The sequence below is a fragment of the Streptomyces sp. SID13726 genome (genome assembly GCF_010548375.1).
Taxonomy (GTDB): domain Bacteria; phylum Actinomycetota; class Actinomycetes; order Streptomycetales; family Streptomycetaceae; genus Streptomyces.
This window is the reverse complement of sequence record NZ_JAAGLY010000027.1, coordinates 36,955-60,078: the sequence shown is the minus strand read 5'-3', so window position 1 is coordinate 60,078 and position 23,124 is coordinate 36,955. Positions and strand designations below refer to the sequence as shown.

Sequence of the window (23,124 nt, the reverse complement as noted above, 5' to 3'; positions counted from 1 at the left end):
GATCAGCCGCCGAACTCGTGCAGGCCCTTCAGAGCCTGGTCCAGGAGCGCCTGGCGGCCCTCCAGCTCGCGCTCCAGCTTGTCGGCCCTGGCGTTGTTGCCCTGGGAGCGCGCCTGGTCGATCTGGCCGCGGAGCTTGTCCACGGCGGCCTGGAGCTGGCCGGTCAGACCCGCGGCACGCGCGCGTGCCTCCGGGTTGGTCCGGCGCCACTCGGTCTCCTCGGCGTCCTGAAGGGCGCGCTCGACCGCGTGCATCCGGCCCTCGACCTTCGGCCGGGCGTCCCGCGGGACGTGGCCGATGGCCTCCCAGCGCTCGTTGATCGTGCGGAAGGCGGCGCGAGCCGTCTTCAGGTCGCCGATCGGCAGGAGCTTCTCGGCCTCCTCGGCCAACTCCTCCTTGAGCTTGAGGTTCTCGGACTGCTCGGCGTCCCGCTCGGCGAAGACCGAGCTGCGGGCGGCGAAGAACACGTCCTGGGCGCCGCGGAAGCGGTTCCACAGGTCGTCCTCGTGCTCGCGCTGGGCGCGGCCCGCGGCCTTCCACTCGGCCATCAGCTCGCGGTAGCGCGCGGCCGTGGGACCCCAGTCCGTCGACCCGGACAGCGCCTCGGCCTCGCCGACCAGGCGCTCCTTGGTCTTGCGGGCGTCCTCGCGCTGCGCGTCGAGCGACGCGAAGTGTGCCTTGCGGCGCTTGGAGAACGCCGAGCGGGCGTGCGAGAAGCGGTGCCACAGCTCGTCGTCCGACTTGCGGTCCAGGCGCGGCAGACCCTTCCAGGTGTCCACCAGGGCGCGCAGTCGCTCACCGGCCGCCCGCCACTGGTCGGACTGGGCCAGCTCCTCCGCCTCGACGACCAGCGCCTCCTTGGAGTGCCGGGCCTCGTCGGACTGCTTCGCGCGCTGCTGCTTGCGCTCCTCGCGACGCTTGTCGACCGTCTCCACGAGCTTGTCGAGCCGCACCTTGAGCGCGTCCAGGTCGCCGACCGCGTGATGTGCGACGACCTGTTCGCGAATGTGGTCGATCGCGGTCTGCGCGTCCTTCGCGGACAGGTCGGTGGTCTTCACACGCTTCTCGAGGAGGCCGATCTCGACAACCAGGCCTTCGTACTTGCGCTCGAAGTAGGCCAGGGCTTCCTCGGGGGAGCCGGCCTGCCAGGAACCGACGACCTGCTCGCCGTCGGCCGTACGCACGTACACGGTCCCCGTCTCGTCGACGCGGCCCCACGGGTCGCTGCTCACAGCGCCTCCTCCACATGATGCCTGCGGAAGGCTTCAGCGCCCCCGGGCATCGTCCACAGTTTCGTCACGGCCAACATAGGCGACCGGCGGGTTGCCTGTCCGCATCCCGCGCGACCGAAATTTCGCAGTTGGCGGTCAGGATTTGGTGACGGTCGCCTTGTTGATCACGACGGTCGCGTTCGGTGCGCCGTCGCCCGCTCCGGTGCTCTCACCGGCCGCGGCGATCTTCTTCAGCACCTTCATACCGGATTCCGAGATGGTGCCGAAGGGGGTGTAGCTCGGCGGCAGCTGGCTGTCCTGGTAGACGAGGAAGAACTGGCTGCCGCCGGTGTGCGCCTGCCCGGTGTTCGCCATCGCGACGGTGCCCGCCGGGTAGACGTTGCTCTTGAGGCTCTTGTCCTTGAGGTTCTCGTCCGGGATGGTGTAGCCCGGTCCGCCGCTGCCGGAGCCCGTGGGGTCGCCGCATTGAAGGACGTAGATGCCGTTGGTGACCAGCCGGTGGCACTTCGTGTGGTCGAAGAAGCCCTTGCCCGCCAGGAAGTCGAACGAGTTCACCGTGTGCGGGGCCGCCGACGTCTTCAGCGCGATGTCGATCTCACCGCAGGTCGTGGCCAGCTCGAAGGTGTACTTCGCCGACTTGTCGATGGTCATCGCCGGCTCCTTCTTCCAGGTCTCCGTCTTGACCTTGCCGGCGGCGGCCTTCTCGCACGGGTCCGGCGCCTTGCTGGTCGCCGCCGCGCTCGGGCTGGTCTTCGCGCTGGCGCTCGCCTTGTCGTCGTCCTTCATGACCCCGGACGTGTAGAGCGCCAGGCTGCCCACCAGGATCACGCCGAGCACCGACCCGATCACAGAGTTGCGTACACGGGCCTTGCGACGCGCGGCCGTGCGCCGCTGCTGCTGCCGCAAGAACTTCTCCCGCGCGAGCTGCCGCTTCCGCTGTTCCTGGGTGACCACGGGGTTCTCTCCTCATGCGTCTCGTACGCCGACCGGTACGCATGCGTCCTATGAGCCGACCGCCTGCGTGTGCCCCGTACCGTATATGGGTTCGCTGAGGAATCGGCAGCGCCGGTAGGCTCTGACCACTGGGGCAGCCGCCCGGAAGACCGCCCGTACCGACACAAAACGAGGACGATCGTGCTCATTGCCGGGTTCCCCGCCGGGGCCTGGGGGACGAACTGTTATCTCGTCGCCCCCGCCGCCGGTGAGGAGTGCGTGATCATCGACCCCGGCCACCAGGCCGCCGAAGGCGTCGAGGAAGCGCTCAGGAAGCATCGGCTCAAGCCCGTCGCCGTCGTCCTCACCCACGGCCACATCGACCATGTGGCCTCGGTCGTCCCGGTCTGCGGCGCGCACGACGTGCCGGCCTGGATCCACCCCGAGGACCGGTACATGATGAGCGACCCGTCGATGGGTCTCGGCCGCTCGATCGGCATGCCGCTGATGGGCGAGATCACCGTGGGCGAGCCGGACGACGTCAGGGTGCTGACCGACGGCACCAAGCTGGAGCTGGCGGGCCTGGAGCTGTCCGTCGCGCACGCGCCGGGCCATACCAAGGGGTCGGTGACCTTCCGGATGCCGGAGCAGGCCGACATCCCGTCGGTCTTCTTCTCCGGGGATCTGCTCTTCGCCGGCTCCATCGGACGCACCGACCTGCCCGGCGGTGACATGGCCGAGATGCTCGACTCGCTGGCCCGCGTGTGCCTGCCGCTCGACGACTCGACCGTGGTGCTGTCCGGCCACGGCCCCCAGACGACCATCGGCCAGGAGCGCGCCACCAACCCGTATCTGCGGGAGGTGGCCGCAGGCCAGGGAGCGGGTTCGCAGACCCCTCCCCGACGAGGAATGTGACGAGAGACTTCGTGAGCACCTTTCAGGCCCCCAAGGGCACGTACGACCTGATCCCGCCGGACAGTGCCACGTACCTGGCCGTCCGTGAGGCGATCGCCGCGCCGCTGCGCAACTCCGGCTACGGCTACATCGAGACGCCCGGCTTCGAGAGCGTCGAGCTGTTCGCGCGCGGTGTCGGCGAGTCGACCGACATCGTGACCAAGGAGATGTACGCCTTCGAGACCAAGGGCGGCGACAAGCTCGCCCTGCGCCCCGAGGGCACGGCCTCCGTCCTGCGCGCCGCGCTGGAGGCCAACCTGCACAAGCTGGGCAACCTCCCCGTCAAGCTCTGGTACTCCGGCTCGTACTACCGTTACGAGCGCCCCCAGAAGGGCCGTTACCGCCACTTCTCGCAGGTCGGCGCCGAGGCGATCGGTGCGGAGGACCCGGCGCTGGACGCCGAGCTGATCATCCTGGCCGACCAGGCGTACCGCTCGCTGGGCCTCAGGAACTTCCGGATCCTGCTCAACAGCCTGGGCGACAAGGAGTGCCGTCCGGTGTACCGGGAGGCGCTCCAGACCTTCCTGCGCGGCCTCGACCTCGACGAGGAGACCCTGCGCCGCGCGGACATCAACCCGCTGCGCGTCCTCGACGACAAGCGCCCGGACGTCCAGAAGCAGCTCGCCGACGCCCCGCTGCTGCGCGACTACCTCTGCGACGCCTGCAAGGCGTACCACGAGGAGGTCCGTGAGCTGATCACCGCGGCGGGCGTGGCCTTCGAGGACGACCCCAAGCTGGTGCGCGGCCTCGACTACTACACCCGTACGACCTTCGAGTTCGTCCACGACGGTCTGGGCTCCCAGTCCGCGGTGGGCGGCGGCGGCCGCTACGACGGCCTGTCGGAGATGATCGGCGGCCCCGCCCTCCCGTCCGTGGGCTGGGCCCTCGGCGTCGACCGCACGGTCCTCGCGCTGGAGGCGGAGGGAGTCGAGCTCGAACTCCCCTCCACCACCAGCGTGTTCGCGGTGCCGCTGGGCGAGGAGGCCCGCCGGATCCTGTTCGCCAAGGTCACCGAACTGCGCAAGGTCGGCATCGCGGCGGACTTCTCCTACGGCGCCAAGGGCCTCAAGGGCGCCATGAAGAACGCCAACCGCAGCGGAGCGCGCTACACCGTCGTGGCCGGTGAACGCGACCTCGCCGAGGGCGTCGTACAGCTGAAGGACATGGAGTCCGGGGAGCAGACGGCGATCGGGGTCAACGAGATCGTGGCGGAGCTGGAGTCGAGGCTGGGCTGAGGTCGGTCCAGGAGGTCGTACCGCATGGCGCTGGTGACGGCTGCCGTGCGGTCGGCCACGCTCAACTCGGCGAAGAACCGCGGGAGATGGGTATTCACCGTCGACTCCCCGATGCTGTCTCGACATGCGGCGGGTTCGGTCAGGGGTCGAGCAGGCCGTGCCGCATGGCGTGGGTCACCGCGGCGGTTCGGTCATCGACGTCGAGTTTCCCGAAGATGCGTAGCAAGTGGGTCTTGACCGTCGACTCCCCGATGAAGAGCCGACGTCCGATCTCCGCGTTGGTGCAGCCCTCGGCCACCAGCCGGAGCACCGCCGTCTCGCGGGACGACAGACGGGGCCGCTCCGGCTTGACGCGCAGCTGGTCGACCAGGCGTGCCGCGACCGACGGGGCCAGCACCGTCTCACCGCGCGCCGCCCGGCGTATCGCCTCCGCCAGCTGGCCGCGGGGCAGGTCCTTCAGGAGATAGCCCGCCGCCCCCGCCTCCACGGCCCGCAGGATGTCCCGGTCCGTCTCGTACGTCGTCAGGACGATCACCCGGCAGGGCAGGCCGGCCTCCGACATCCGCACGATCGACTCCACGCCCCCGCCACCCGGCATCCGCAGGTCCATCAGCACGATGTCCGGCCGGAGTTCGGCCGCCAGGGCCTCGGCCCGCGGGCCGTTCGACGCGTCGGCGACCACGTCGAGATCGGGCTCGGCGCTCAGCATCGCCCGCAGGCCCTCGCGTACGACGGGATGGTCGTCGGCAAGGATGATCCGGATCATGGTGGGCAGCTCCTCGGGGGTGGGACGGGCAGCCGTAGGGTGATCGTCGTGCCCTCGCCCGGCACGCTGCCGACCTCGGCCGTCCCGCCGCCCTCGGTGACGCGGGCCCGCAGCCCCGGCAGACCGTAGCCGCCGCGCACGGCCTCCGGGTCGAAGCCGCAGCCGTCGTCCTGCACGGACAGCGTGAGGGCCTGGTCGGAGTACGCGAGGGCGATGTGCACGGTCGCCGAACTCCCGGCGTGCTTACGGCAGTTGGACAGTGCCTCCTGGCAGGCGCGCAGTGCCGCCACCTCCGGCCCGGCGGGCAGCGGCCGTACCGAGCCGGTCACCTCCAGCGACGCGGACTGCCGGGCCGCCAGCCGGCGCAGCGCGTCCGGCAGCGTCGCACCGTCCAGGTCGGCGGGCGTGCCGTCGGCGACCAGGGCCCGTGCCTCGGCGAGGTTCAGGCGGGCCGTCTCGTCCATCAGGGCCAGATGACGGCGGGCCTGCGGCAGATCGTGGTCCAGCTCGGCCTCGACGGCCTGGACCAGCATCAGCAGACTGGTGAAGCCCTGCGCGAGGGTGTCGTGGATCTCCCGGGCCATCCGCTCCCGCTCCGCCAGCGCCCCGTGCGCCGCCGACAGCCGCCACACCTCGTGCCGGCTCGCGTCCAGCTCCGCGATCAACGCGGCCCGCTCCTGGCTCTGTTCGATGATCCGGACCACCCAGGTGCCCAAGGCCACCGAGAAGACGAGGGTGACGACGGCGAACATGCCGTTGAAGAAGACGTCCTGGTCGCCCGGCCGCCACAGCAGCGCCCAGCCCACGACCGGCGCCAGGTTGATCACCGCCACCGTGGTGATCGCCCAGCGCATCCGCAGGGTCATGAAGCACTGGGGCACGAGCGCGAAGGCCATCAGCCGGGTCTCGCCGACCAGGATCGCCGACGGCAGGAACAGGGCGGTCACGGTGCCGAGATAGCCGAGGGACCGGCGCTCGGGCGGCGGATCGCCCTTCAGCAGCGGACGTCCCACCCACACGAACAGCGGGATCAGCGGCACCAGCAGCGCCGCCGCGGTGACCCGGACCGGCCACCCCGGCCGGCCCGTGCCGAGCACGAACGCCAGGGTGACCAGCCAGATCAGCGCGAAGTAGGTGTCCCAGATCCGGAACGAGCGGTCCCAGGTGTAGGCGCCGCCCGCGTTGGCCGGACCGCTCATCCGTCGCGCCGGTTCTTCCACCGGAAGGTCAGCAGACACAGCAGCAATCCTCCGACGCACCACGCCCCCAGCACCAGGGCGATACGCCCGAACTCCCAGTCGCCCGCCTGCTCCAGGACCCGCGCCGAGTCCGGCAGGAACACCCCGCGCAGCCCCTGGCACATCCACTTCAGCGGGAACAGCGCGCCGATGTTCAGCATCCAGCCCGGGATGGTGTCGATCGCGATGTACACCCCGGAGATGAACTGCAGGACCAGGAACGGCAGGACGACCACGGAACTCGCGCTCTTGCTGGACTTGGGCACCGAGCTGATCGCGATGCCGAGCAGCGCGCACGCCGTCAGACCGAGCACGAAGATCCAGGCGAAGGCGAACCACTTGCCGGGCTCCGACGGCAGGTCGACGTCGTACAGGGTCGTCCCGACGAGCAGCAAGATCGCCGTCTCCATGAGCCCGGTGACCAGAACCAGCCAGATCTTCCCGAGAAAGTACGACGCCGGCGGCATCGGCGTGCCGCGCAGCCGGCGCAGCACCTTCTCGTCCCGCTCGATGGCGATCGAGATGCCGAGCGACTGGAAGCTCGTCGACATGATGCCGGCGGCCATCATCGCCGGGACGTACAGCTGCGAGGCCTTGATGCCGGCCCCCTCCACGTCGTCCCTGAAGATCGACGCGAACAGGAACAGGAAGACCACCGGGAAGGCGAAGGTGAACACCACCTGGTCGCGCTGCCGGAAGAACTGCCGGATCTCCAGGGCGCCCCGCCGCAGGCCGAGCCCCCAGGCACCGGGCAGCCGCTCGGCGCGGGCGCCGGTCCGGGTCCGTACCGCGGTCGTCGTCATCGCGCGTCCTCCTGTCCGGTGAGCCGGAGGTAGACGTCCTCCAGCGTGGGGCGGGTGACCTGGAGCCCCGGGATCTCGCCGTCGAAGCGGCGCATCAGCTCGGCGACCGTCCTGGTCGGGGTGTCCGTGTGCTCCGCGCGCGGGGCGCCGTCCGGCTCGGTCCACTCGACGGTGGCGCCCGTGCCGTACCGCTCCCGCAGCGCGGCCGGCTCGTCCTCGGCGACGACGCGGCCCCGGGAGATCACGGCGAGCCGGTCGGCCAGCGCCTCGGCCTCCTCCAGGTAGTGCGTGGTGAGCAGGATCGTCGTGCCCTCGTCGGACAGCTTGCGGATCAGGTCCCAGAACTGGCGCCGGGCCGCCGGGTCGAAACCGGTCGTCGGCTCGTCCAGGAGCAGCAGCTCGGGGCCGCCGATCACCCCTAGCGCCACGTCCAGACGCCGTCGCTGACCGCCCGAGAGCGCCTTGATCCGGCTGTCCTTCTTGGCCCGGAGACCCACCAGGCCGATGACCTCCTCCGGGTCCCGCGGCCTCGGGTAGTAGCGGGCGAAATGACGTACGGTCTCCGCGACCGTCAACTCCGCGGGCGCGGATTCGTCCTGCCAGACGATCCCTACACGGGATCGCCACGCGCGCGTGCCCTTCGCCGGGTCCGAACCGAGCACGGACACCTCGCCCGCGTCCCGGTCGCGGTTGCCCTGGAGGATCTCCACGGTGGTGCTCTTGCCCGCGCCATTGGGCCCGAGCAGGCCGAAGACCTCGCCCCGGCGGATTCCGAGATCGATTCCGTCGACCGCGGTCACGTCCCCGTACTGCTTGCGCAGCCCTCGAACGTCCACCGCGAGTTCGTTCGCGTGTGTGGTCATGCCCCCGAGCCTCGGCCGGAACCGAACGCTCAGGGACGACCGTGCGTACTTCCTTATGTCCACCGAACGGTGGACAGACCCCGGTGTACGGCACAATGGCCCTGCCCGAAGAAGGTCCAACTCTCAAGCAGACGGAATCGGCGTGATGAGCAAGACCACTGTCAAAGACGTCTCCACCGAACCCGAGTCCTCGTCGGCGGATGCCGGCGGCGCTCCCCGGTCGGTGGGAGGCAGCCGTGCCTTCGCCCTGATGCTGGTGATCACCGGCGCGGCCGGACTGCTCGCCGCGTGGGTCATCACGATCGACAAGTTCAAGATCCTCGAGGGCAAGGTGAGCGGCAAGACGTTCACCCCGAGCTGCTCCCTCAACCCGATCGTCTCCTGCGGCAGCGTGATGGAGAGCAAGCAGGCCGCCGCCTTCGGGTTCCCCAACCCGATGCTCGGTCTCGTCTGCTACGGCATCGTCATCTGCGTCGGCATGAGCCTGCTGACCCGCGCCACCTTCCCGCGCTGGTACTGGCTCACCTTCAACTTCGGCACGCTCTTCGGCGTGTGCTTCGTCACCTGGCTGCAGTTCCAGTCGCTGTACCGGATCAACGCGCTGTGCCTGTGGTGCTCGCTGGCCTGGGTCGCCACGATCACCATGTTCTGGTACGTCACCTCGTTCAACATCCGCAACGACTTCCTGCCGTCGCCGGGCTGGCTCAAGCGGTTCCTCTCCGAGTTCACCTGGGTCCTGCCGGTCACCCACTGCGGTGTCATCGCGATGCTGATCCTGACCCGCTGGGGCTCCAGCCTCTGGGCCTGACGGCGTTGTCAGTGCCGTGAACTAGGGTTTCCACCGTGGAGCCCGATCTGTTCACCGCCGCGGCGGAAGAGCGCCAGGAGAAGGACCCGGCCGGCAGCCCCCTGGCGGTCCGGATGCGCCCGCGCACCCTCGACGAGGTGGTGGGCCAGCAGCACCTGCTCAAACCGGGCTCGCCGCTGCGCCGACTGGTCGGCGAGGGCAGCGGCGGCCCCGCCGGGCCCTCCTCGGTGATCCTCTGGGGCCCGCCCGGCACCGGCAAGACCACCCTGGCGTACGTCGTCTCCAAGGCGACGAACAAGCGCTTCGTGGAGCTCTCCGCGATCACCGCGGGCGTCAAGGAGGTCCGCGCGGTCATCGACGGCGCCCGCCGCGCCACCGGAGGCTTCGGCAAGGAGACCGTCCTCTTCCTCGACGAGATCCACCGCTTCAGCAAGGCCCAGCAGGACTCCCTGCTGCCCGCGGTCGAGAACCGCTGGGTGACCCTGATCGCGGCCACCACCGAGAACCCGTACTTCTCGGTGATCTCCCCGCTGCTGTCCCGCTCCCTGCTGCTGACCCTGGAACCCCTCACGGACGACGACCTCAGAGGGCTCCTGAAGCGGGCGCTGAGCGACGAGCGCGGCCTGAAGGACGCCGTCACCCTCCCCGAGGACACCGAGGCCCACCTCCTGCGGATCGCCGGCGGAGACGCCCGCCGCGCCCTGACCGCCCTGGAGGCCGCCGCCGGGGCCGCGCTCGACAAGGGCGAGTCGGAGATCTCCCTCACCACCCTGGAGGAGACGGTCGACCGCGCGGCCGTGAAGTACGACCGCGACGGCGACCAGCACTACGACGTCGCCAGCGCCCTCATCAAGTCGATCAGGGGCTCGGACGTCGACGCGGCCCTGCACTACCTGGCCCGCATGATCGAGGCCGGCGAGGACCCCCGCTTCATCGCCCGCCGCCTGATGATCTCCGCCAGCGAGGACATCGGCCTCGCGGACCCGAACGCGCTGCCCATAGCCGTCGCCGCCGCCCAGGCCGTCGCCATGATCGGCTTCCCCGAGGCCGCGCTGACGCTCAGCCACGCCACCATCGCCCTCGCCCTGGCACCGAAGTCCAACGCCGCGACCACGGCGATCGGCGCCGCCATGGAGGACGTACGCAAGGGACACGCGGGACCCGTGCCGATGCACCTGCGGGACGGGCACTACAAGGGCGCGGCCAAGCTCGGGCACGCACAGGGGTACGTCTACCCGCACGACCTGCCCGAAGGCATCGCCGCCCAGCAGTACGCCCCGGAGGAGCTCAAGGACCGGGAGTACTACACACCCACCCGGCACGGCGCCGAGGCGCGGTACGCGGACGCGGTGGAGTGGACCCGGCAGCACCTCGGTCGTAAGCGGTCCTGAGCAGCCTGTAGAATCCCTCGAAGTGCTGTGTCCCGTGCAGTCAGAACGGGACGGTCAGCCGGAACCCCTCAGGGGGTTCCAGGAGCGTCGCGCACCGTTCGCACGGTGTCGCGGGCAACCCACCACCACTCGCCCCAGGGGGAGACCGGTCGGTGGGTCACTCGCGTGCTGCACATATGTGCCCAGACCAGGGGAGCGGCTGCCCACCAGGTCCCTCGCGGACCCGGAGGGTTTCCCCGGCTGCGGATGCGACCTCCCTCAACACCCTGACGAGCCGACAACCAGGAAATGAGAAGCAGTGGCGAACCAGTCCCGCCCCAAGGTCAAGAAGTCGCGTGCCCTCGGCATCGCGCTGACCCCGAAGGCCGTCAAGTACTTCGAGGCCCGTCCCTACCCGCCGGGTGAGCACGGCCGTGGCCGCAAGCAGAACTCGGACTACAAGGTCCGTCTGCTCGAGAAGCAGCGTCTGCGTGCGCAGTACGACGTGTCCGAGCGTCAGCTCGTCCGCGCCTACGAGCGTGCCTCCAAGGTCCAGGGCAAGACCGGTGAGGCCCTGATCATCGAGCTCGAGCGCCGTCTCGACGCGCTGGTCCTGCGTTCGGGCATCGCCCGCACGATCTACCAGGCCCGCCAGATGGTCGTCCACGGCCACATCGAGGTCAACGGCCAGAAGGTCGACAAGCCGTCCTTCCGCGTCAAGCCCGACGACGTCGTGATGGTCCGCGAGCGCAGCCGCAGCAAGCCGCTGTTCGAGGTCTCCCGCGCCGGTGGCTTCGCCCCCGACGGCGAGACCCCGCGCTACCTCCAGGTGAACCTCGGCGCCCTGGCGTTCCGCCTGGACCGTGAGCCGAACCGCAAGGAGATCCCGGTGATCTGCGACGAGCAGCTCGTCGTCGAGTACTACGCCCGCTGATCACCAGCAGGCGGTAGCACCACTCAGCCCGCCGTCTCCCCGCCCTTCCGGGTGGGCGAGGCGGCGGGTTCGTGCATGTCAGGGGGCAGACTCGCGGTCGTGCGCCGCACCGGCCCCCGCGGCGCGGGCAGCGCCTCAGGAGCCTGCGTCCGCCCCGCCCGCCCCGGCGCCCGGGACACCGCCGCGTCCCGGCCCAGCCGGGCCCCGTGTCGTACGGCGTCCTCGTACCGCTCGTCGCCCAGCCGCTCCCGGGCCCGCTCCTCGCACCGCTCGTGCGGGGCGTTGTAGTACGCCGAGCCGAACAGCGGCAGACCCACCGAGGGCCACATCGAGGCCGCCGCGCCCTGGAGCACCGCCGCCTCGTCCGCGTCCCCCTCGGTCACCGTGACCAGGGCGAGCAACTCGATCGACAGGACCGAGCCGAGCAGGTCGTGGAAGGCGTGCGCGCAGGTCAGCGCGTCGGTGAGGAGAACGCGCGCGCGTGCCGGATCGCCCTCGCTCCAGGCCGCGTAGGCAAGGACGTACAGCGCGTACGAGCGGGCCCAGCGCTCGCCGTGGTCCTCGCACACCCGGCGCACGTCCTCGCACAGCCGCACCGCGTCCGGCAGTTCGCCGAGGAACGCCCGGGCCATCGCCAGCTCGACCTGGCCCATCAGCACATTGCTGTTGAGCTCGCCGATCTCCTGGTAGCGCGACAGTGCCGAGCGCAGCAGTCTCTCCGCGCGGGGCATGTCGTCCGAGACGAGCGCGAGACAGCCGGTGCGGTGCTCGGCGTAGGCCACCGCCGTCGGGTTCGCGGACCGCTCCGCCTCCTCCCGGCACTCCTGGAGCGCCGCCAGCGCGGGCACCGTGTCGCCCTGGAGGACCGCCACATAGCCGAGCACCCACAGGGCCTTGAGCCGCGAGTGCTCGTCGCCGGGCTCCAGCTCCACACTGCGCTCCAGCCAGTGCCGGCCCTCGGCGAGACGCCCGCAGCCGACCCAGCAGAACCAGAGGGAGCCCGCGAGATGCCGGGCGAGGTCGGCGCCGTCCGGTTCGGTGAGGCAGTACTCCAGGGCGCAGCGCAGGTTCGGCAGCTCGGCCTCCACGCGTGCGGCCACCTCGTTCTGGCGCGGCGAGAACCAGTCCAGCTCGCACCAGGTCGCCAGGCCGACGTACCAGTCGCGGTGCCGTCGGCGCAGCCGGACCGCGTCGCCGGCCGCCTCCAGCCAGTCGGCGCCGTACGCCCGGACCGTGTCGAGCATCCGGTAGCGCACACCGGTCGCGGTCTCCTCGCGGGCCACCACGGACTGGGCGAGCAGCGCGGACAGCACGTCGAGGACGTCGTCGGAGTGCAGCCCCTCGCCGCCGCACACGTATTCGGCGGCCTCCAGGTCGAACGGCCCGGCGAACACGGACAGCCGTGCCCACAGCAACCGCTCCTCGGGCGTGCACAGTTCATGGCTCCAGCCGATCGCCGTGCGCAGCGTCCGGTGCCGGGGGAGCGCGTCCCGCCCGCCGCCGGTCAGCAGCCGGAACCGGTCGTCGAGCCGCTCCAGCAGCTGCCCGGGCGACAGCGCCCCCAGCCGCCCCGCGGCCAGCTCGATCGCCAGCGGGATGCCGTCCAGGCGCCGGCACAACTCCCGTACGTGCGGATCGTCCCCGAGCGTCACCCCGTGCCGCCCGGCCCGCTCCTCGAACAGTTCCACGGCCTCGCCCTCACCGAGCGGCCCCAGCGCGAACACCCGCTCGCCCGCCACGGACAGCGCCCTGCGCCCGACCGCCAGCACCACGAGACCCGGAACCCGCCCCAGCAGGTCGACGACCAGCGGAGCGCACGCGTCCACCAGGTGCTCGAAACCGTCGAGCACCAACAGCGTCCGGCGCCCGGCGAGACGCGCGAGCAGTGTCTCGCGCGGCGGCCTCGCGGTGTGGTCCGTCAGCCCCAGCGACTCCACCAGCGCGTGGTCGACGAACTCCGGATCGCGTACGGCGGCCAGCTCCACGCGCCACACCCCGTCGGGCGGCGCGCACCGGCCGCCGGCCACCCGTGCCGCCAGCCGCGACTTGCCGATCCCGCCGGGCCCGGTCACCGTCACCAGCCGCGCGGTGTCCAGCGCCCGCGCGAGGCCGGAGAGTTCGGCGCGGCGACCCACGAACCCGTCGAGTTCCAGGGGGAGATTGCCGTTCGCCTCGGTGCCGCCCGGCTGATGACTGCGCATGGGACACGGAGCGTACTGAAGCGTGTTCAGTCCGTACAATCGGAGCGGACGGCCCGGGTGCGCGCGGGGCTAATCCGGTGCGGAGCGCCGTCCCCGGCGCGATAGGCTCGGCACCGATATCAACAGGTGTTTATGAGAGCAGGTGTCAGGTGTCCGGTGGAGAGGTTGCCGGGATCCTGGTGGCCGTCTTCTGGGCGATCCTGGTCTCCTTCCTCGCCGTCGCGCTGGCGAGGCTGGCCCAGACGCTCAAGGCGACCACCAAGCTCGTCGCGGACGTGACCGACCAGGCCGTGCCGCTGCTGGCCGACGCCTCCACCGCGGTGCGCTCGGCGCAGACGCAGATCGAGCGGGTCGACGCGATCGCCTCGGACGTCCAGGAGGTCACGTCGAACGCCTCCGCGCTGTCCACGACCGTCGCCTCCACCTTCGGCGGCCCCCTGGTCAAGGTCGCGGCCTTCGGCTACGGCGTGCGCCGCGCACTCGGCGGCCGCAAGGACGACGTGCCCGCGAAGGCCTCCCGACGTACCGTGATCGTGGGCCGGGCGGTTTCCCGGGGCCGCGGGAAGAGGGACTGAGGCTCACAGATGTTCCGCCGTACTTTCTGGTTCAGCACGGGCGTGGCCGCCGGTGTCTGGGCCACCACCAAGGTCAATCGCAAGCTCAGGCAGCTGACCCCCGAGAACCTCGCCGTCGCCGCGGCCAACAAGGCGATCGAGTCGGGTGCCCGCCTGAAGGACCGCGCGGTCGGCTTCGCGCTCGACGTCCGCGACAACATGGCCCAGCGGGAGGCCGAGCTGACGGACGCCCTCGGTATCGACGAGAGCCCCGAACTGCCCGCACCCCGGCGCATCGCCGCCATCGAGAACACGACGTACACGACGAAGTCGTACAAGACGCACCCGTACAACCGGAATGAGGACCACTGATGGAGTCGGCCGAGATTCGCCGCCGCTGGCTGAGCTTCTTCGAGGAGCGCGGGCACACCGTCGTCCCTTCGGCGTCGCTCATCGCGGACGACCCGACTCTGCTCCTGGTCCCGGCCGGCATGGTGCCCTTCAAGCCCTACTTCCTGGGTGAGGTCAAGCCGCCCTTCGACCGCGCCACCAGCGTCCAGAAGTGCGTGCGCACGCCGGACATCGAAGAGGTCGGCAAGACCACGCGGCACGGCACGTTCTTCCAGATGTGCGGCAACTTCTCCTTCGGCGACTACTTCAAGGAAGGCGCCATCAAATACGCCTGGGAGCTGCTCACCAGCCCCCAGGACAAGGGCGGTTACGGCCTGGAGGCCGACCGTCTGTGGATCACCGTCTACAAGGACGACGACGAGGCCGAGCGCATCTGGCACGACGTCGTCGGCGTGCCGAAGGAGCGCATCCAGCGCCTCGGCATGAAGGACAACTACTGGTCCATGGGCGTCCCCGGACCCTGCGGCCCCTGTTCCGAGATCAACTACGACCGCGGCCCCGAGTTCGGTGTCGAGGGCGGCCCCGCCGTCAACGACGAGCGGTACGTGGAGATCTGGAACCTCGTCTTCATGCAGTACGAGCGCGGCGAGGGCATCGGCAAGGACAACTTCGAGATCCTCGGCGAGCTCCCCAGCAAGAACATCGACACCGGCCTCGGTCTCGAGCGCCTCGCGATGATCCTGCAGGGCGTGCAGAACATGTACGAGATCGACACCTCGATGGCCGTCATCAAGAAGGCCACCGAGCTGACCGGGGTCCACTACGGCGCGGCCCACGGCTCGGATGTCTCGCTGCGGGTCGTCACCGACCACATGCGCACCTCGGTGATGCTCATCGGTGACGGCGTCACCCCCGGCAACGAGGGCCGCGGTTATGTCCTGCGCCGCATCATGCGCCGCGCCATCCGCAACATGCGCCTGCTCGGTGCCACCGGTCCGGTCGTCCTCGACCTGATCGACACCGTGATCGCGATGATGGGCCAGCAGTACCCGGAGCTGGTCACCGACCGCGAGCGCATCGAGAAGGTCGCCGTCGCCGAGGAGAACGCCTTCCTCAAGGCCCTCAAGGGCGGCACCAACATCCTCGACACCGCCGTCACCGAGACCAAGGCCGCCGGTGGCACGGTCCTCGCCGGCGACAAGGCGTTCCTGCTCCACGACACCTGGGGCTTCCCGATCGACCTCACCCTGGAGATGGCCGCCGAGCAGGGCCTCTCCGTGGACGAGGACGGCTTCCGCCGTCTGATGAAGGAGCAGCGGGAGCGCGCCAAGGCGGACGCCCAGGCCAAGAAGACCGGGCACGCCGGCGCCGGTGCCTACCGGGAGATCGCCGACCGGACCGGCGAGACCGAGTTCATCGGCTACAGCGACACCGAGGGCGAGTCCACGATCGTCGGCATCCTCGTCGACGGCGCCTCATCCCCGGCCGCCACCGAGGGCGACGAGGTAGAGATCGTCCTGGACCGCACGCCGTTCTACGCCGAGGGCGGCGGCCAGATCGGCGACACCGGCAAGATCAAGGTCGACTCCGGTGCCGTCATCGAGATCCGCGACTGCCAGAAGCCGGTCCCGGGCGTCTACGTCCACAAGGGCGTCGTCCAGTTCGGCGAGGTGACGGTCGGGGCCAAGGCCCACGCCTCGATCGACGGCCGCCGACGCACCGCCATCGCCCGCGCCCACTCGGCCACCCACCTCACCCACCAGGCGCTGCGGGACGCGCTCGGCCCGACGGCGGCCCAGGCCGGTTCCGAGAACCAGCCCGGCCGGTTCCGCTTCGACTTCGGCTCCCCGTCCGCCGTTCCCACGGCCGTGATGACCGACGTCGAGCAGAAGATCAACGAGGTGCTCGCCCGCGACCTCGACGTCCGCGCCGATGTCATGGGCATCGACGAGGCCAAGAAGCAGGGCGCCATCGCCGAGTTCGGCGAGAAGTACGGCGAGCGGGTCCGCGTGGTGACCATCGGCGACTTCTCCAAGGAGCTGTGCGGCGGCACCCACGTGCACAACACCTCGCAGCTCGGCCTGGTCAAGCTGCTCGGCGAGTCGTCGATCGGCTCCGGTGTCCGCCGTATCGAGGCGCTCGTCGGTGTCGACGCCTACAACTTCCTCGCCCGTGAGCACACCGTGGTCGCCCAGCTCCAGGAGCTGATCAAGGGCCGCCCCGAGGAGCTTCCGGAGAAGGTCTCCGCCATGCTCGGCAAGCTGAAGGACGCCGAGAAGGAGATCGAGAAGTTCCGTGCGGAGAAGGTCCTGCAGGCTGCCGCCGGTCTGGTGGAGTCCGCCAAGGACGTCCGCGGTGTCGCCGTCGTCACCGGTCAGGTGCCGGACGGTACGACCCCGGACGACCTGCGCAAGCTGGTCCTCGACGTGCGCGGCCGGATCCAGGGCGGGCGCGCCGCCGTGGTCGCCCTCTTCACCGTCAACAACGGCAAGCCGCTGACGGTCATCGCCACCAACGAGGCCGCCCGCGAGCGCGGTCTCAAGGCGGGCGACCTGGTTCGCACCGCCGCCAAGACCCTCGGCGGCGGCGGTGGCGGCAAGCCGGACGTCGCCCAGGGCGGCGGCCAGAACCCGGCCGCGGTCGGCGAGGCCGTGGACGCGGTGGAGCGCCTGGTCGGGGAGACGGCAAAGTAATGCGCAGAGGCCGTCGACTCGCGATCGACGTCGGGGACGCCCGGATCGGGGTCGCCTCGTGCGACCCCGACGGGATCCTCGCCACTCCGGTGGAGACGGTTCCTGGACGGGACGTTCCCGCAGCTCAGCGCCGGTTGAAGCAGCTGGTCGAGGAGTACGAACCGATCGAGGTCGTCGTCGGCCTCCCGCGCTCCCTCAAGGGGGGCGAGGGGCCGGCCGCGGTCAAGGTCCGCGGTTTCGCCCAGGAACTCGCCCGGGGGATCGCACCGGTACCGGTCCGGCTCGTCGACGAACGGATGACGACGGTGACGGCCAGTCAGGGACTGCGCGCGTCGGGAGTGAAATCAAAAAAGGGCAGATCGGTCATTGACCAGGCAGCCGCTGTGATCATCCTTCAGCAGGCACTGGAATCCGAACGGGTGTCAGGTAAAGCACCCGGCGAGGGCGTCGAAGTGGTCATCTGATCGCGATACGGTAACGTTCCGCGCGATGCGGCGACATTCGAACAGTCACCGCACAGAAAGAGGCGGACCGGAAGCCGGGTCGTGAACATGGCGACCACCACCTCGCGGCTCTAGGGGATCGATGACTGAGTATGGCCGGGGCCAAGGCTCCGAACCGTGGCATCCCGAGGACCCGTTGTACGGGGACGGTGGATGGGAAGGACAGCAGGCCCACGCGGGCCAGCAGTCCCCCTACGGCGGCCAGCCGCAGCACTATCCGCAGCAGCCGCAGCAGCAGTACGACAACGGCGGCTGGGGCGACGGCCAGCAGGTCGCCTATGGCCAGGGCCAGCAGCAGTACCCCCAGCACGACGGTCAGTACGACCAGCACCAGCAGTACAACCACCAGTACGACCAGCAGCAGCAACAGCAGTACGACCAGCAGGCCTACCAAGGCCAGCCGCAGCAGTCGTACGACAACAACGGCTGGGCGAACGGCGCGCAGGCCCAGTACCCCGTCGACCCGTCGGACCCCTACGGTCAGCAGGCCGCCGCGTACGGCGCCGGGCAGGCGGACTACTACGGTGCCCCGGACGCCTACCCGCCACCGGAGCCGCCGAGCCGGCGGCGCGCCGAACCCGAGCCGCAGACCGACTGGGATCCCGGCCCCGACCAGGGCGAACACGCCTTCTTCGCGAGCGGTGACGACGCCGAGGACGAGTCGGACGATCCTCAGGGCGGCCGTGGCGACCGGCGGGGGCGCGGTGGCAAAGGCGCCAAGAAACGCCGGAGCGGATGTGCCTGCCTGGTCGTGGTGCTGGTGTTCGGCGGCGGTATCGCCGGGGTCGGCTACTTCGGCTACCAGTTCTACCAAAATCGTTTCGGCACAGCCCCGGACTATGCCGGGGAGGGCACCGGCCAGACGGTCACCGTCCAGGTCCCCAAGGGCGCGGGCGGGTACGCGATCGGGCGGCTGCTGAAGGACGCGGGGGTCGTCAAGAGCGTCGACGCGTTCGTCTCCGCCCAGCAGCAGAACTCCAAGGGGAACACCATCCAGGCCGGCGCCTATCTCCTGAAGAAGGAGATGTCCGCCGAGAGCGCCGTCGCGATGATGCTCGACCCGAAGAGCCAGAACAACGTCCTGGTGTCACCGGGTCTGCGGAACCTCGCCGTCTACAAGAGGATCGACGAGAAACTCGATCTCAGTTCCGGCACCACCAAGAAGGTCGCCAAGGAGAAATACAAGAGTCTCGGACTGCCGAGCTGGGCGAACGACAACAGCAAGATCAAGGATCCGCTGGAAGGCTTCCTTCTGCCCGGCACCTATCCCGCGGCCAAGGGAATGAAGCCCGAGACGGTGCTCAAGGCCATGGTCACCCAGGCCGCCCAGCAGTACGGTCAGTACGACCTGGAGGCGAAGGCCAAGGCACTCAAGCTGGACGGTCCGTTGCAGGTCATCACGGTCGCGAGCCTTGTTCAGGCCGAAGGCAAGACCGAGGACGACTACCGCAAGATGGCCGAAGTCGTCTACAACCGCCTCGACCTCGCCAACCCCCAGACCTATGGAGCCCTCCAGTTCGACTCGACCTTCAACTACGCGGTGGGCCAGAGCAACATCAGGATCAGCGAGTCGGAGATCAAGAGCAACAAGGACCCGTACAACACGTACACCAACAAGGGTCTGCCGCCCGGCCCGATCGACAATCCGGGCCCGGTCGCACTGAAGGCGGCCCTGAATCCGACGGACGACGGCTGGTACTACTTCGTCGCGACCGACGGTGTGAACAAGACCGAATTCGCCAAGACCCACGACGAATTCCTGCGGCTCAAGGACAAGTTCAATGAGAGCACGGGCAACTGAAGCCCGCCGGGCCGCCGTCCTCGGCAAGCCCATCGCCCACTCCCTCTCCCCGGTGCTGCACCGCGCCGCCTACGAGGAGCTGGGACTCACGGACTGGTCGTACGACCGGTTCGAGCTCGACGAGCCGGCCCTTGCCGGGTTCGTCGAAGGGCTCGGCCCCGAATGGGCCGGGCTGTCGCTGACGATGCCGCTCAAGCGGGCCGTCATACCGCTGCTCGACGAGATCAGCGAGACGGCCGCCTCCGTCGAGGCGGTCAACACCGTGGTGTTCACCGAGGACGGCCGCCGACTCGGCGACAACACCGACATCCCCGGAATGGTCGCCGCCCTCCGCGAACGCGGCATCGAACAGGTCGACTCGGCGGCGGTCCTCGGCGCCGGCGCCACCGCCTCCTCCGCGCTCGCCGCCCTCGCCCGGATCTGCACCGGCGAGGTCGTCGCCTACGTCCGCAGCGCGGCCCGGGCCGCCGAGATGCGGCAGTGGGGCGAGCGCCTGGACATCGAGGTCCGTACGGCGGACTGGGCGGACGCGGCCGACGCGCTGCGCGCCCCCCTCGTGATCGCGACCACCCCCGCCGGAGCGACGGACGCCCTCGCCCACGCCGTACCCGAGCGCCCCGCCGCCCTCTTCGACGTGCTCTACGACCCCTGGCCCACCGAACTCGCGGCCCGCTGGTCGATGATCGGCGGAGCCGTCGTCAGCGGCCTCGACCTGCTGGTGCACCAGGCGGTGCTCCAGGTCGAGCAGATGACCGGGCTGCGGCCCGCGCCCGTGGAGGCCATGCGCAAGGCGGGCGAGCACGCGCTGGCGGCCCGCTGAGGTTTCCGGCCGCGTTCGGAGGCACGGCGGGCGTCCGTCTGCTGGACCTGTGACCGGCTCTCATCGCCGGACGTGGGAGGATCGGAGGCGGCGGGCCGGGGCCGCGCACCTGGTCGCGCCGTTGCCGTACGCGAGGACGCGCGTAAGCAGGGCAGTACCAGGGCGCGAGCACTGAGGAGCACCGTTGAGCAGGTTGCGCTGGCTGACCGCGGGGGAGTCCCACGGTCCCGCACTCGTGGCGACGCTGGAGGGCCTTCCGGCCGGCGTGCCGATCACCACGGAGATGGTGGCGGACCACCTGGCGAGGCGCCGGCTGGGCTATGGCCGCGGTGCGCGGATGAAGTTCGAGCGTGACGAGATCACCTTCCTCGGCGGTGTGCGGCACGGTCTGTCCCTGGGCTCCCCGGTCGCGATCATGGTGGGGAACACCGAGTGGCCCAAGTGGGAGCAGGTCATGGCGGCCGACCCCATCGACCCTGAGGTCCTCGCCGGCCTCGCGCGCAACGCCCCGCTGACCCGCCCGCGTCCCGGCCACGCCGATCTCGCGGGCATGCAGAAGTACGGCTTCGACGAGGCCCGGCCGATCCTGGAGCGTGCCTCCGCGCGGGAGACCGCGGCCCGGGTGGCGCTCGGTGCGGTCGCGCGGTCGTACCTGAAGGAGACGGCCGGGATCGAGATCGTCTCGCACGTCGTCGAGCTGTGCTCCGTGAAGGCCCCGGCCGGGGTGTACCCGACGCCGGCCGACGTGGAGAAGCTGGACGCGGACCCGCTGCGCTGCCTGGACGCGGACACGTCGAAGGCGATGGTCGCCGAGGTCGACCAGGCGCACAAGGACGGCGACACGCTGGGCGGGGTCGTCGAGATCCTGGCCTACGGCGTGCCGGTGGGCCTGGGCTCGCACGTGCACTGGGACCGCAAGCTGGACGCCCGTCTCGCCGGTGCGCTGATGGGCATCCAGGCGATCAAGGGCGTCGAGCTCGGCGACGGCTTCGAGCTGGCGCGGGTGCCGGGCTCCAAGGCGCACGACGAGATCGTGAACACCCCCGAGGGCATCCGGCGCGTCTCCGGCCGCTCGGGCGGCACCGAGGGCGGGCTGTCCACCGGTGAGCTGCTGCGGGTGCGGGCGGCGATGAAGCCGATCGCGACCGTGCCGCGCGCGTTGCAGACCGTGGACGTGACCACCGGCGAGGCCACGCAGGCCCACCACCAGCGCTCGGACGTGTCCGCGGTCCCGGCCGCCGGCATCGTGGCCGAGGCCATGGTCGCGCTGGTGCTGGCGGACGCGGTGGCCGAGAAGTTCGGCGGCGACAATGTCGTGGAGACCCGCCGCAACGTCCGGTCCTACCTCGACAACCTGGCCATCCGATGAGCCCGGTGGTCGTCCTCGTCGGGCCGATGGGCGTGGGCAAGTCCACCGTCGGGCAGCTGCTGGCGGACCGGCTCGGCGTGGGCTACCGGGACACCGACGACGACATCGTCGCCGAGCAGGGCCGCAGCATCGCCGAGATCTTCGTCGACGAGGGCGAGCCCGTCTTCCGGGCCGTCGAGAAGGCCGCCGTGGAGCGGGCGCTCGCCGAGCACGACGGTGTTCTCGCGCTGGGCGGCGGCTCGATCCTGGACGAGGACACCCGCGCGTCGCTGGCGGGGCAGCGGGTCGTCTACCTCTCGATGGACGTCGAGGAGGCCGTCAAGCGCACCGGGCTGAACACCGCGCGTCCGCTGCTCGCGGTCAACCCGCGCAAGCAGTGGCGCGAGCTGATGGAGGCGCGCCGGCACCTGTACGAGTCGATCGCCACGGCGGTGGTGGCCACCGACGGCCGCAGCCCCGAAGAAGTCACCGAGATCGCGCTGGACGCACTGGAGTTGAAGCAAGCATGAGCGAGGCAGTGACGCGGATCCAGGTCGGCGGCAGTGCGGGCAGCGAGCCGTACGAGGTCCTGGTGGGCCGTCAGCTCCTCGGCGAACTGGCCGGGCTGGTCGGTGAGAAGGCCCAGCGGGTCGCCGTGATCCATCCCGAGGCGCTCGCGGACACCGGGGACGCGCTGCGCGCCGACCTCGCGGGGCAGGGCTACGAAGCCGTCGCCATCCAGGTGCCGAACGCGGAGGAGGCCAAGACCGCCGAGGTCGCCGCCTACTGCTGGAAGGCGCTCGGCCAGTCCGGCTTCACCCGCTCCGACGTCGTGATCGGTGTCGGCGGCGGCGCGACCACCGACCTCGCCGGGTTCGTGGCGGCGACCTGGCTGCGCGGGGTGCGCTGGATCGCCGTCCCGACCACCGTGCTCGCCATGGTCGACGCGGCCGTCGGCGGCAAGACCGGCATCAACACCGCCGAGGGCAAGAACCTCGTCGGCGCCTTCCACCCGCCCGCCGGTGTCCTGTGCGACCTGGCCGCGCTGGACTCCCTGCCGGTCAACGACTACGTCTCCGGGCTCGCCGAGATCATCAAGGCCGGATTCATCGCCGACCCGCAGATCCTGGAGCTCATCGAGTCCGACCCGCAGGCCGCGCGCACCCCGGCGGGACCGCACACCGCCGAGCTCATCGAGCGCTCGATCCGGGTCAAGGCCGAGGTCGTCTCCTCCGACCTCAAGGAGTCGGGCCTGCGGGAGATCCTCAACTACGGCCACACGCTCGCCCACGCCATCGAGAAGAACGAGCGGTACAAGTGGCGCCACGGCGCCGCCGTCGCCGTAGGCATGCACTTCGCCGCCGAACTGGGCCGGCTCGCGGGCCGTCTGGACGACGCGACCGCCGACCGTCACCGCACGGTCCTGGAGGCGGTCGGCCTGCCGCTGCACTACCGCTACGACCAGTGGCCCAAGCTGTTGGAGACCATGAAGGTCGACAAGAAGTCCCGCGGCAGTCTGCTGCGCTTCATCGTCCTGGACGGACTGGGCAAGCCCACCGTCCTGGAGGGCCCGGACCCGGCCGTGCTGCTCGCCGCGTACGGCGAGGTGGGGCAGTAGATCCCTTCCGTCGGATTCGCCTTGCGACAGGGGCACTTCGGGCCGCCCCCGGCCGTTTCACCAAACGACGGCCGGGGGCGGTACCGTTCGGTAGGGAGC

The 23,124-nt window shown here is 70.4% G+C and carries 21 protein-coding genes and 1 pseudogene; 14 read left to right on the top strand and 8 right to left on the bottom strand.

What is annotated here, in order from left to right; genetic code table 11:
• Nucleotides 1–2: 2 nt before the first annotated feature.
• Together G3I78_RS40310 and G3I78_RS40305 are read right to left on the bottom strand one after the other, a co-directional pair.
• Nucleotides 3–1,232 (bottom strand): DUF349 domain-containing protein, encoded by a 1,230-nt coding sequence (locus G3I78_RS40310; RefSeq protein WP_164434261.1) that lies wholly within the window; start codon nt 1,230–1,232, stop codon nt 3–5.
• A 135-nt stretch (nt 1,233–1,367) separates the two neighbouring features.
• Nucleotides 1,368–2,186, bottom strand: a complete 819-nt coding sequence (locus tag G3I78_RS40305) for a peptidylprolyl isomerase (protein WP_164434259.1) — start codon at nt 2,184–2,186, stop codon at nt 1,368–1,370.
• Nucleotides 2,187–2,366: 180 nt separating this feature from the next.
• Between G3I78_RS40305 and G3I78_RS40300 the strand changes: the two genes are divergently transcribed.
• Nucleotides 2,367–3,080: an MBL fold metallo-hydrolase gene (locus tag G3I78_RS40300; protein ID WP_164434256.1), complete on the top strand. Its 714-nt coding sequence runs from the start codon at nt 2,367–2,369 to the stop codon at nt 3,078–3,080.
• An 11-nt stretch (nt 3,081–3,091) separates the two neighbouring features.
• Nucleotides 3,092–4,354: a histidine--tRNA ligase gene (gene hisS / locus G3I78_RS40295; protein ID WP_164434254.1), complete on the top strand. Its 1,263-nt coding sequence runs from the start codon at nt 3,092–3,094 to the stop codon at nt 4,352–4,354.
• Nucleotides 4,355–4,359: 5 nt separating this feature from the next.
• Here the strand turns inward: hisS and G3I78_RS52425 are convergent.
• The 5 genes and pseudogenes from G3I78_RS52425 to G3I78_RS40275 form a co-directional block, all read right to left on the bottom strand.
• Nucleotides 4,360–4,467 (bottom strand): annotated as a pseudogene (locus G3I78_RS52425) (DNA-binding response regulator); the annotation flags it as partial.
• A 26-nt stretch (nt 4,468–4,493) separates the two neighbouring features.
• Nucleotides 4,494–5,120 (bottom strand): response regulator transcription factor, encoded by a 627-nt coding sequence (locus G3I78_RS40290; protein WP_164434252.1) that lies wholly within the window; start codon nt 5,118–5,120, stop codon nt 4,494–4,496.
• Nucleotides 5,117–6,319 carry a sensor histidine kinase gene (locus tag G3I78_RS40285; protein ID WP_164434249.1) on the bottom strand — a complete coding sequence of 401 codons (1,203 nt, stop codon included), beginning with the start codon at nt 6,317–6,319 and terminating at the stop codon, nt 5,117–5,119. The genes G3I78_RS40290 and G3I78_RS40285 overlap by 4 nt, the downstream gene beginning before the upstream one ends.
• The gene (locus G3I78_RS40280) at nt 6,316–7,161 is read right to left on the bottom strand and encodes an ABC transporter permease (RefSeq protein WP_164434247.1); all 846 of its coding nucleotides are present in this window, start codon (nt 7,159–7,161) and stop codon (nt 6,316–6,318) included. The genes G3I78_RS40285 and G3I78_RS40280 overlap by 4 nt, the downstream gene beginning before the upstream one ends.
• A complete protein-coding gene (locus G3I78_RS40275; RefSeq protein ID WP_164434245.1) occupies nt 7,158–8,024 on the bottom strand; it encodes an ABC transporter ATP-binding protein in 867 nt (288 codons plus the stop codon). Before G3I78_RS40275 ends, G3I78_RS40280 begins: the two co-directional genes overlap by 4 nt.
• 145 nt (nt 8,025–8,169) lie before the next feature.
• Between G3I78_RS40275 and G3I78_RS40270 the strand changes: the two genes are divergently transcribed.
• From G3I78_RS40270 to rpsD, 3 genes are all read left to right on the top strand, one after another.
• Complete coding sequence (locus G3I78_RS40270) at nt 8,170–8,832, top strand: vitamin K epoxide reductase family protein (protein WP_164434243.1); 663 nt, start codon at nt 8,170–8,172, stop codon at nt 8,830–8,832.
• Between the two features lie 35 nt (nt 8,833–8,867).
• Complete coding sequence (locus G3I78_RS40265) at nt 8,868–10,223, top strand: replication-associated recombination protein A (protein ID WP_164434241.1); 1,356 nt, start codon at nt 8,868–8,870, stop codon at nt 10,221–10,223.
• 298 nt (nt 10,224–10,521) lie between these two features.
• Nucleotides 10,522–11,136 (top strand): 30S ribosomal protein S4, encoded by a 615-nt coding sequence (gene rpsD, locus G3I78_RS40260; RefSeq protein ID WP_164434238.1) that lies wholly within the window; start codon nt 10,522–10,524, stop codon nt 11,134–11,136.
• Between the two features lie 23 nt (nt 11,137–11,159).
• Here the strand turns inward: rpsD and G3I78_RS40255 are convergent, their stop codons facing one another.
• Entirely contained in the window at nt 11,160–13,337 is a 2,178-nt protein-coding gene (locus G3I78_RS40255) for an AAA family ATPase (RefSeq protein ID WP_164434230.1), read from the bottom strand.
• Between the two features lie 149 nt (nt 13,338–13,486).
• On the opposite strand from G3I78_RS40255, the gene G3I78_RS40250 reads away from it, so the two are divergent.
• The 9 genes from G3I78_RS40250 to aroB all read left to right on the top strand — a co-directional run bounded on the left by G3I78_RS40250 (nt 13,487) and on the right by aroB (nt 23,025).
• The gene (locus G3I78_RS40250; RefSeq protein ID WP_164434227.1) at nt 13,487–13,912 is read left to right on the top strand and encodes a DUF948 domain-containing protein; all 426 of its coding nucleotides are present in this window, start codon (nt 13,487–13,489) and stop codon (nt 13,910–13,912) included.
• A 9-nt stretch (nt 13,913–13,921) separates the two neighbouring features.
• On the top strand, nt 13,922–14,263 hold the full coding sequence (locus G3I78_RS40245; RefSeq protein WP_164434225.1) for a hypothetical protein: 342 nt from the start codon (nt 13,922–13,924) through the stop codon (nt 14,261–14,263).
• Nucleotides 14,263–16,935 (top strand): alanine--tRNA ligase, encoded by a 2,673-nt coding sequence (gene alaS, locus G3I78_RS40240; RefSeq protein WP_164434223.1) that lies wholly within the window; start codon nt 14,263–14,265, stop codon nt 16,933–16,935. Before G3I78_RS40245 ends, alaS begins: the two co-directional genes overlap by 1 nt.
• The gene (ruvX, locus tag G3I78_RS40235) at nt 16,935–17,399 is read left to right on the top strand and encodes a Holliday junction resolvase RuvX (protein ID WP_164434221.1); all 465 of its coding nucleotides are present in this window, start codon (nt 16,935–16,937) and stop codon (nt 17,397–17,399) included. Before alaS ends, ruvX begins: the two co-directional genes overlap by 1 nt.
• 121 nt (nt 17,400–17,520) lie before the next feature.
• A complete protein-coding gene (gene mltG, locus G3I78_RS40230) occupies nt 17,521–19,239 on the top strand; it encodes an endolytic transglycosylase MltG (protein WP_164434219.1) in 1,719 nt (572 codons plus the stop codon).
• Nucleotides 19,220–20,059, top strand: a complete 840-nt coding sequence (locus tag G3I78_RS40225; protein WP_164434217.1) for a shikimate dehydrogenase — start codon at nt 19,220–19,222, stop codon at nt 20,057–20,059. The genes mltG and G3I78_RS40225 overlap by 20 nt, the downstream gene beginning before the upstream one ends.
• 184 nt (nt 20,060–20,243) lie before the next feature.
• A complete protein-coding gene (aroC, locus tag G3I78_RS40220) occupies nt 20,244–21,428 on the top strand; it encodes a chorismate synthase (RefSeq protein ID WP_164434215.1) in 1,185 nt (394 codons plus the stop codon).
• Nucleotides 21,425–21,937: a shikimate kinase gene (locus G3I78_RS40215; protein WP_164434213.1), complete on the top strand. Its 513-nt coding sequence runs from the start codon at nt 21,425–21,427 to the stop codon at nt 21,935–21,937. Before aroC ends, G3I78_RS40215 begins: the two co-directional genes overlap by 4 nt.
• Entirely contained in the window at nt 21,934–23,025 is a 1,092-nt protein-coding gene (gene aroB / locus G3I78_RS40210) for a 3-dehydroquinate synthase (RefSeq protein ID WP_164434211.1), read from the top strand. The genes G3I78_RS40215 and aroB overlap by 4 nt, the downstream gene beginning before the upstream one ends.
• Nucleotides 23,026–23,124: the final 99 nt, after the last annotated feature.

Excerpts from the sequence above, each read along its gene's own strand:
- G3I78_RS40290 (WP_164434252.1), bottom strand. The coding sequence starts at position 5,120 with ATGATCCGGATCATCCTTGCCGACGACCATCCCGTCGTACGCGAGGGC.
- G3I78_RS40285 (WP_164434249.1), bottom strand. The coding sequence starts at position 6,319 with ATGAGCGGTCCGGCCAACGCGGGCGGCGCCTACACCTGGGACCGCTCG.
- G3I78_RS40280 (WP_164434247.1), bottom strand. The coding sequence starts at position 7,161 with ATGACGACGACCGCGGTACGGACCCGGACCGGCGCCCGCGCCGAGCGG.
- G3I78_RS40275 (WP_164434245.1), bottom strand. The coding sequence starts at position 8,024 with ATGACCACACACGCGAACGAACTCGCGGTGGACGTTCGAGGGCTGCGC.
- G3I78_RS40270 (WP_164434243.1), top strand. The coding sequence starts at position 8,170 with ATGAGCAAGACCACTGTCAAAGACGTCTCCACCGAACCCGAGTCCTCG.
- G3I78_RS40255 (WP_164434230.1), bottom strand. The coding sequence starts at position 13,337 with ATGCGCAGTCATCAGCCGGGCGGCACCGAGGCGAACGGCAATCTCCCC.
- G3I78_RS40245 (WP_164434225.1), top strand. The coding sequence starts at position 13,922 with ATGTTCCGCCGTACTTTCTGGTTCAGCACGGGCGTGGCCGCCGGTGTC.
- alaS (WP_164434223.1), top strand. The coding sequence starts at position 14,263 with ATGGAGTCGGCCGAGATTCGCCGCCGCTGGCTGAGCTTCTTCGAGGAG.
- ruvX (WP_164434221.1), top strand. The coding sequence starts at position 16,935 with ATGCGCAGAGGCCGTCGACTCGCGATCGACGTCGGGGACGCCCGGATC.
- mltG (WP_164434219.1), top strand. The coding sequence starts at position 17,521 with ATGACTGAGTATGGCCGGGGCCAAGGCTCCGAACCGTGGCATCCCGAG.
- G3I78_RS40225 (WP_164434217.1), top strand. The coding sequence starts at position 19,220 with ATGAGAGCACGGGCAACTGAAGCCCGCCGGGCCGCCGTCCTCGGCAAG.
- G3I78_RS40215 (WP_164434213.1), top strand. The coding sequence starts at position 21,425 with ATGAGCCCGGTGGTCGTCCTCGTCGGGCCGATGGGCGTGGGCAAGTCC.
- aroB (WP_164434211.1), top strand. The coding sequence starts at position 21,934 with ATGAGCGAGGCAGTGACGCGGATCCAGGTCGGCGGCAGTGCGGGCAGC.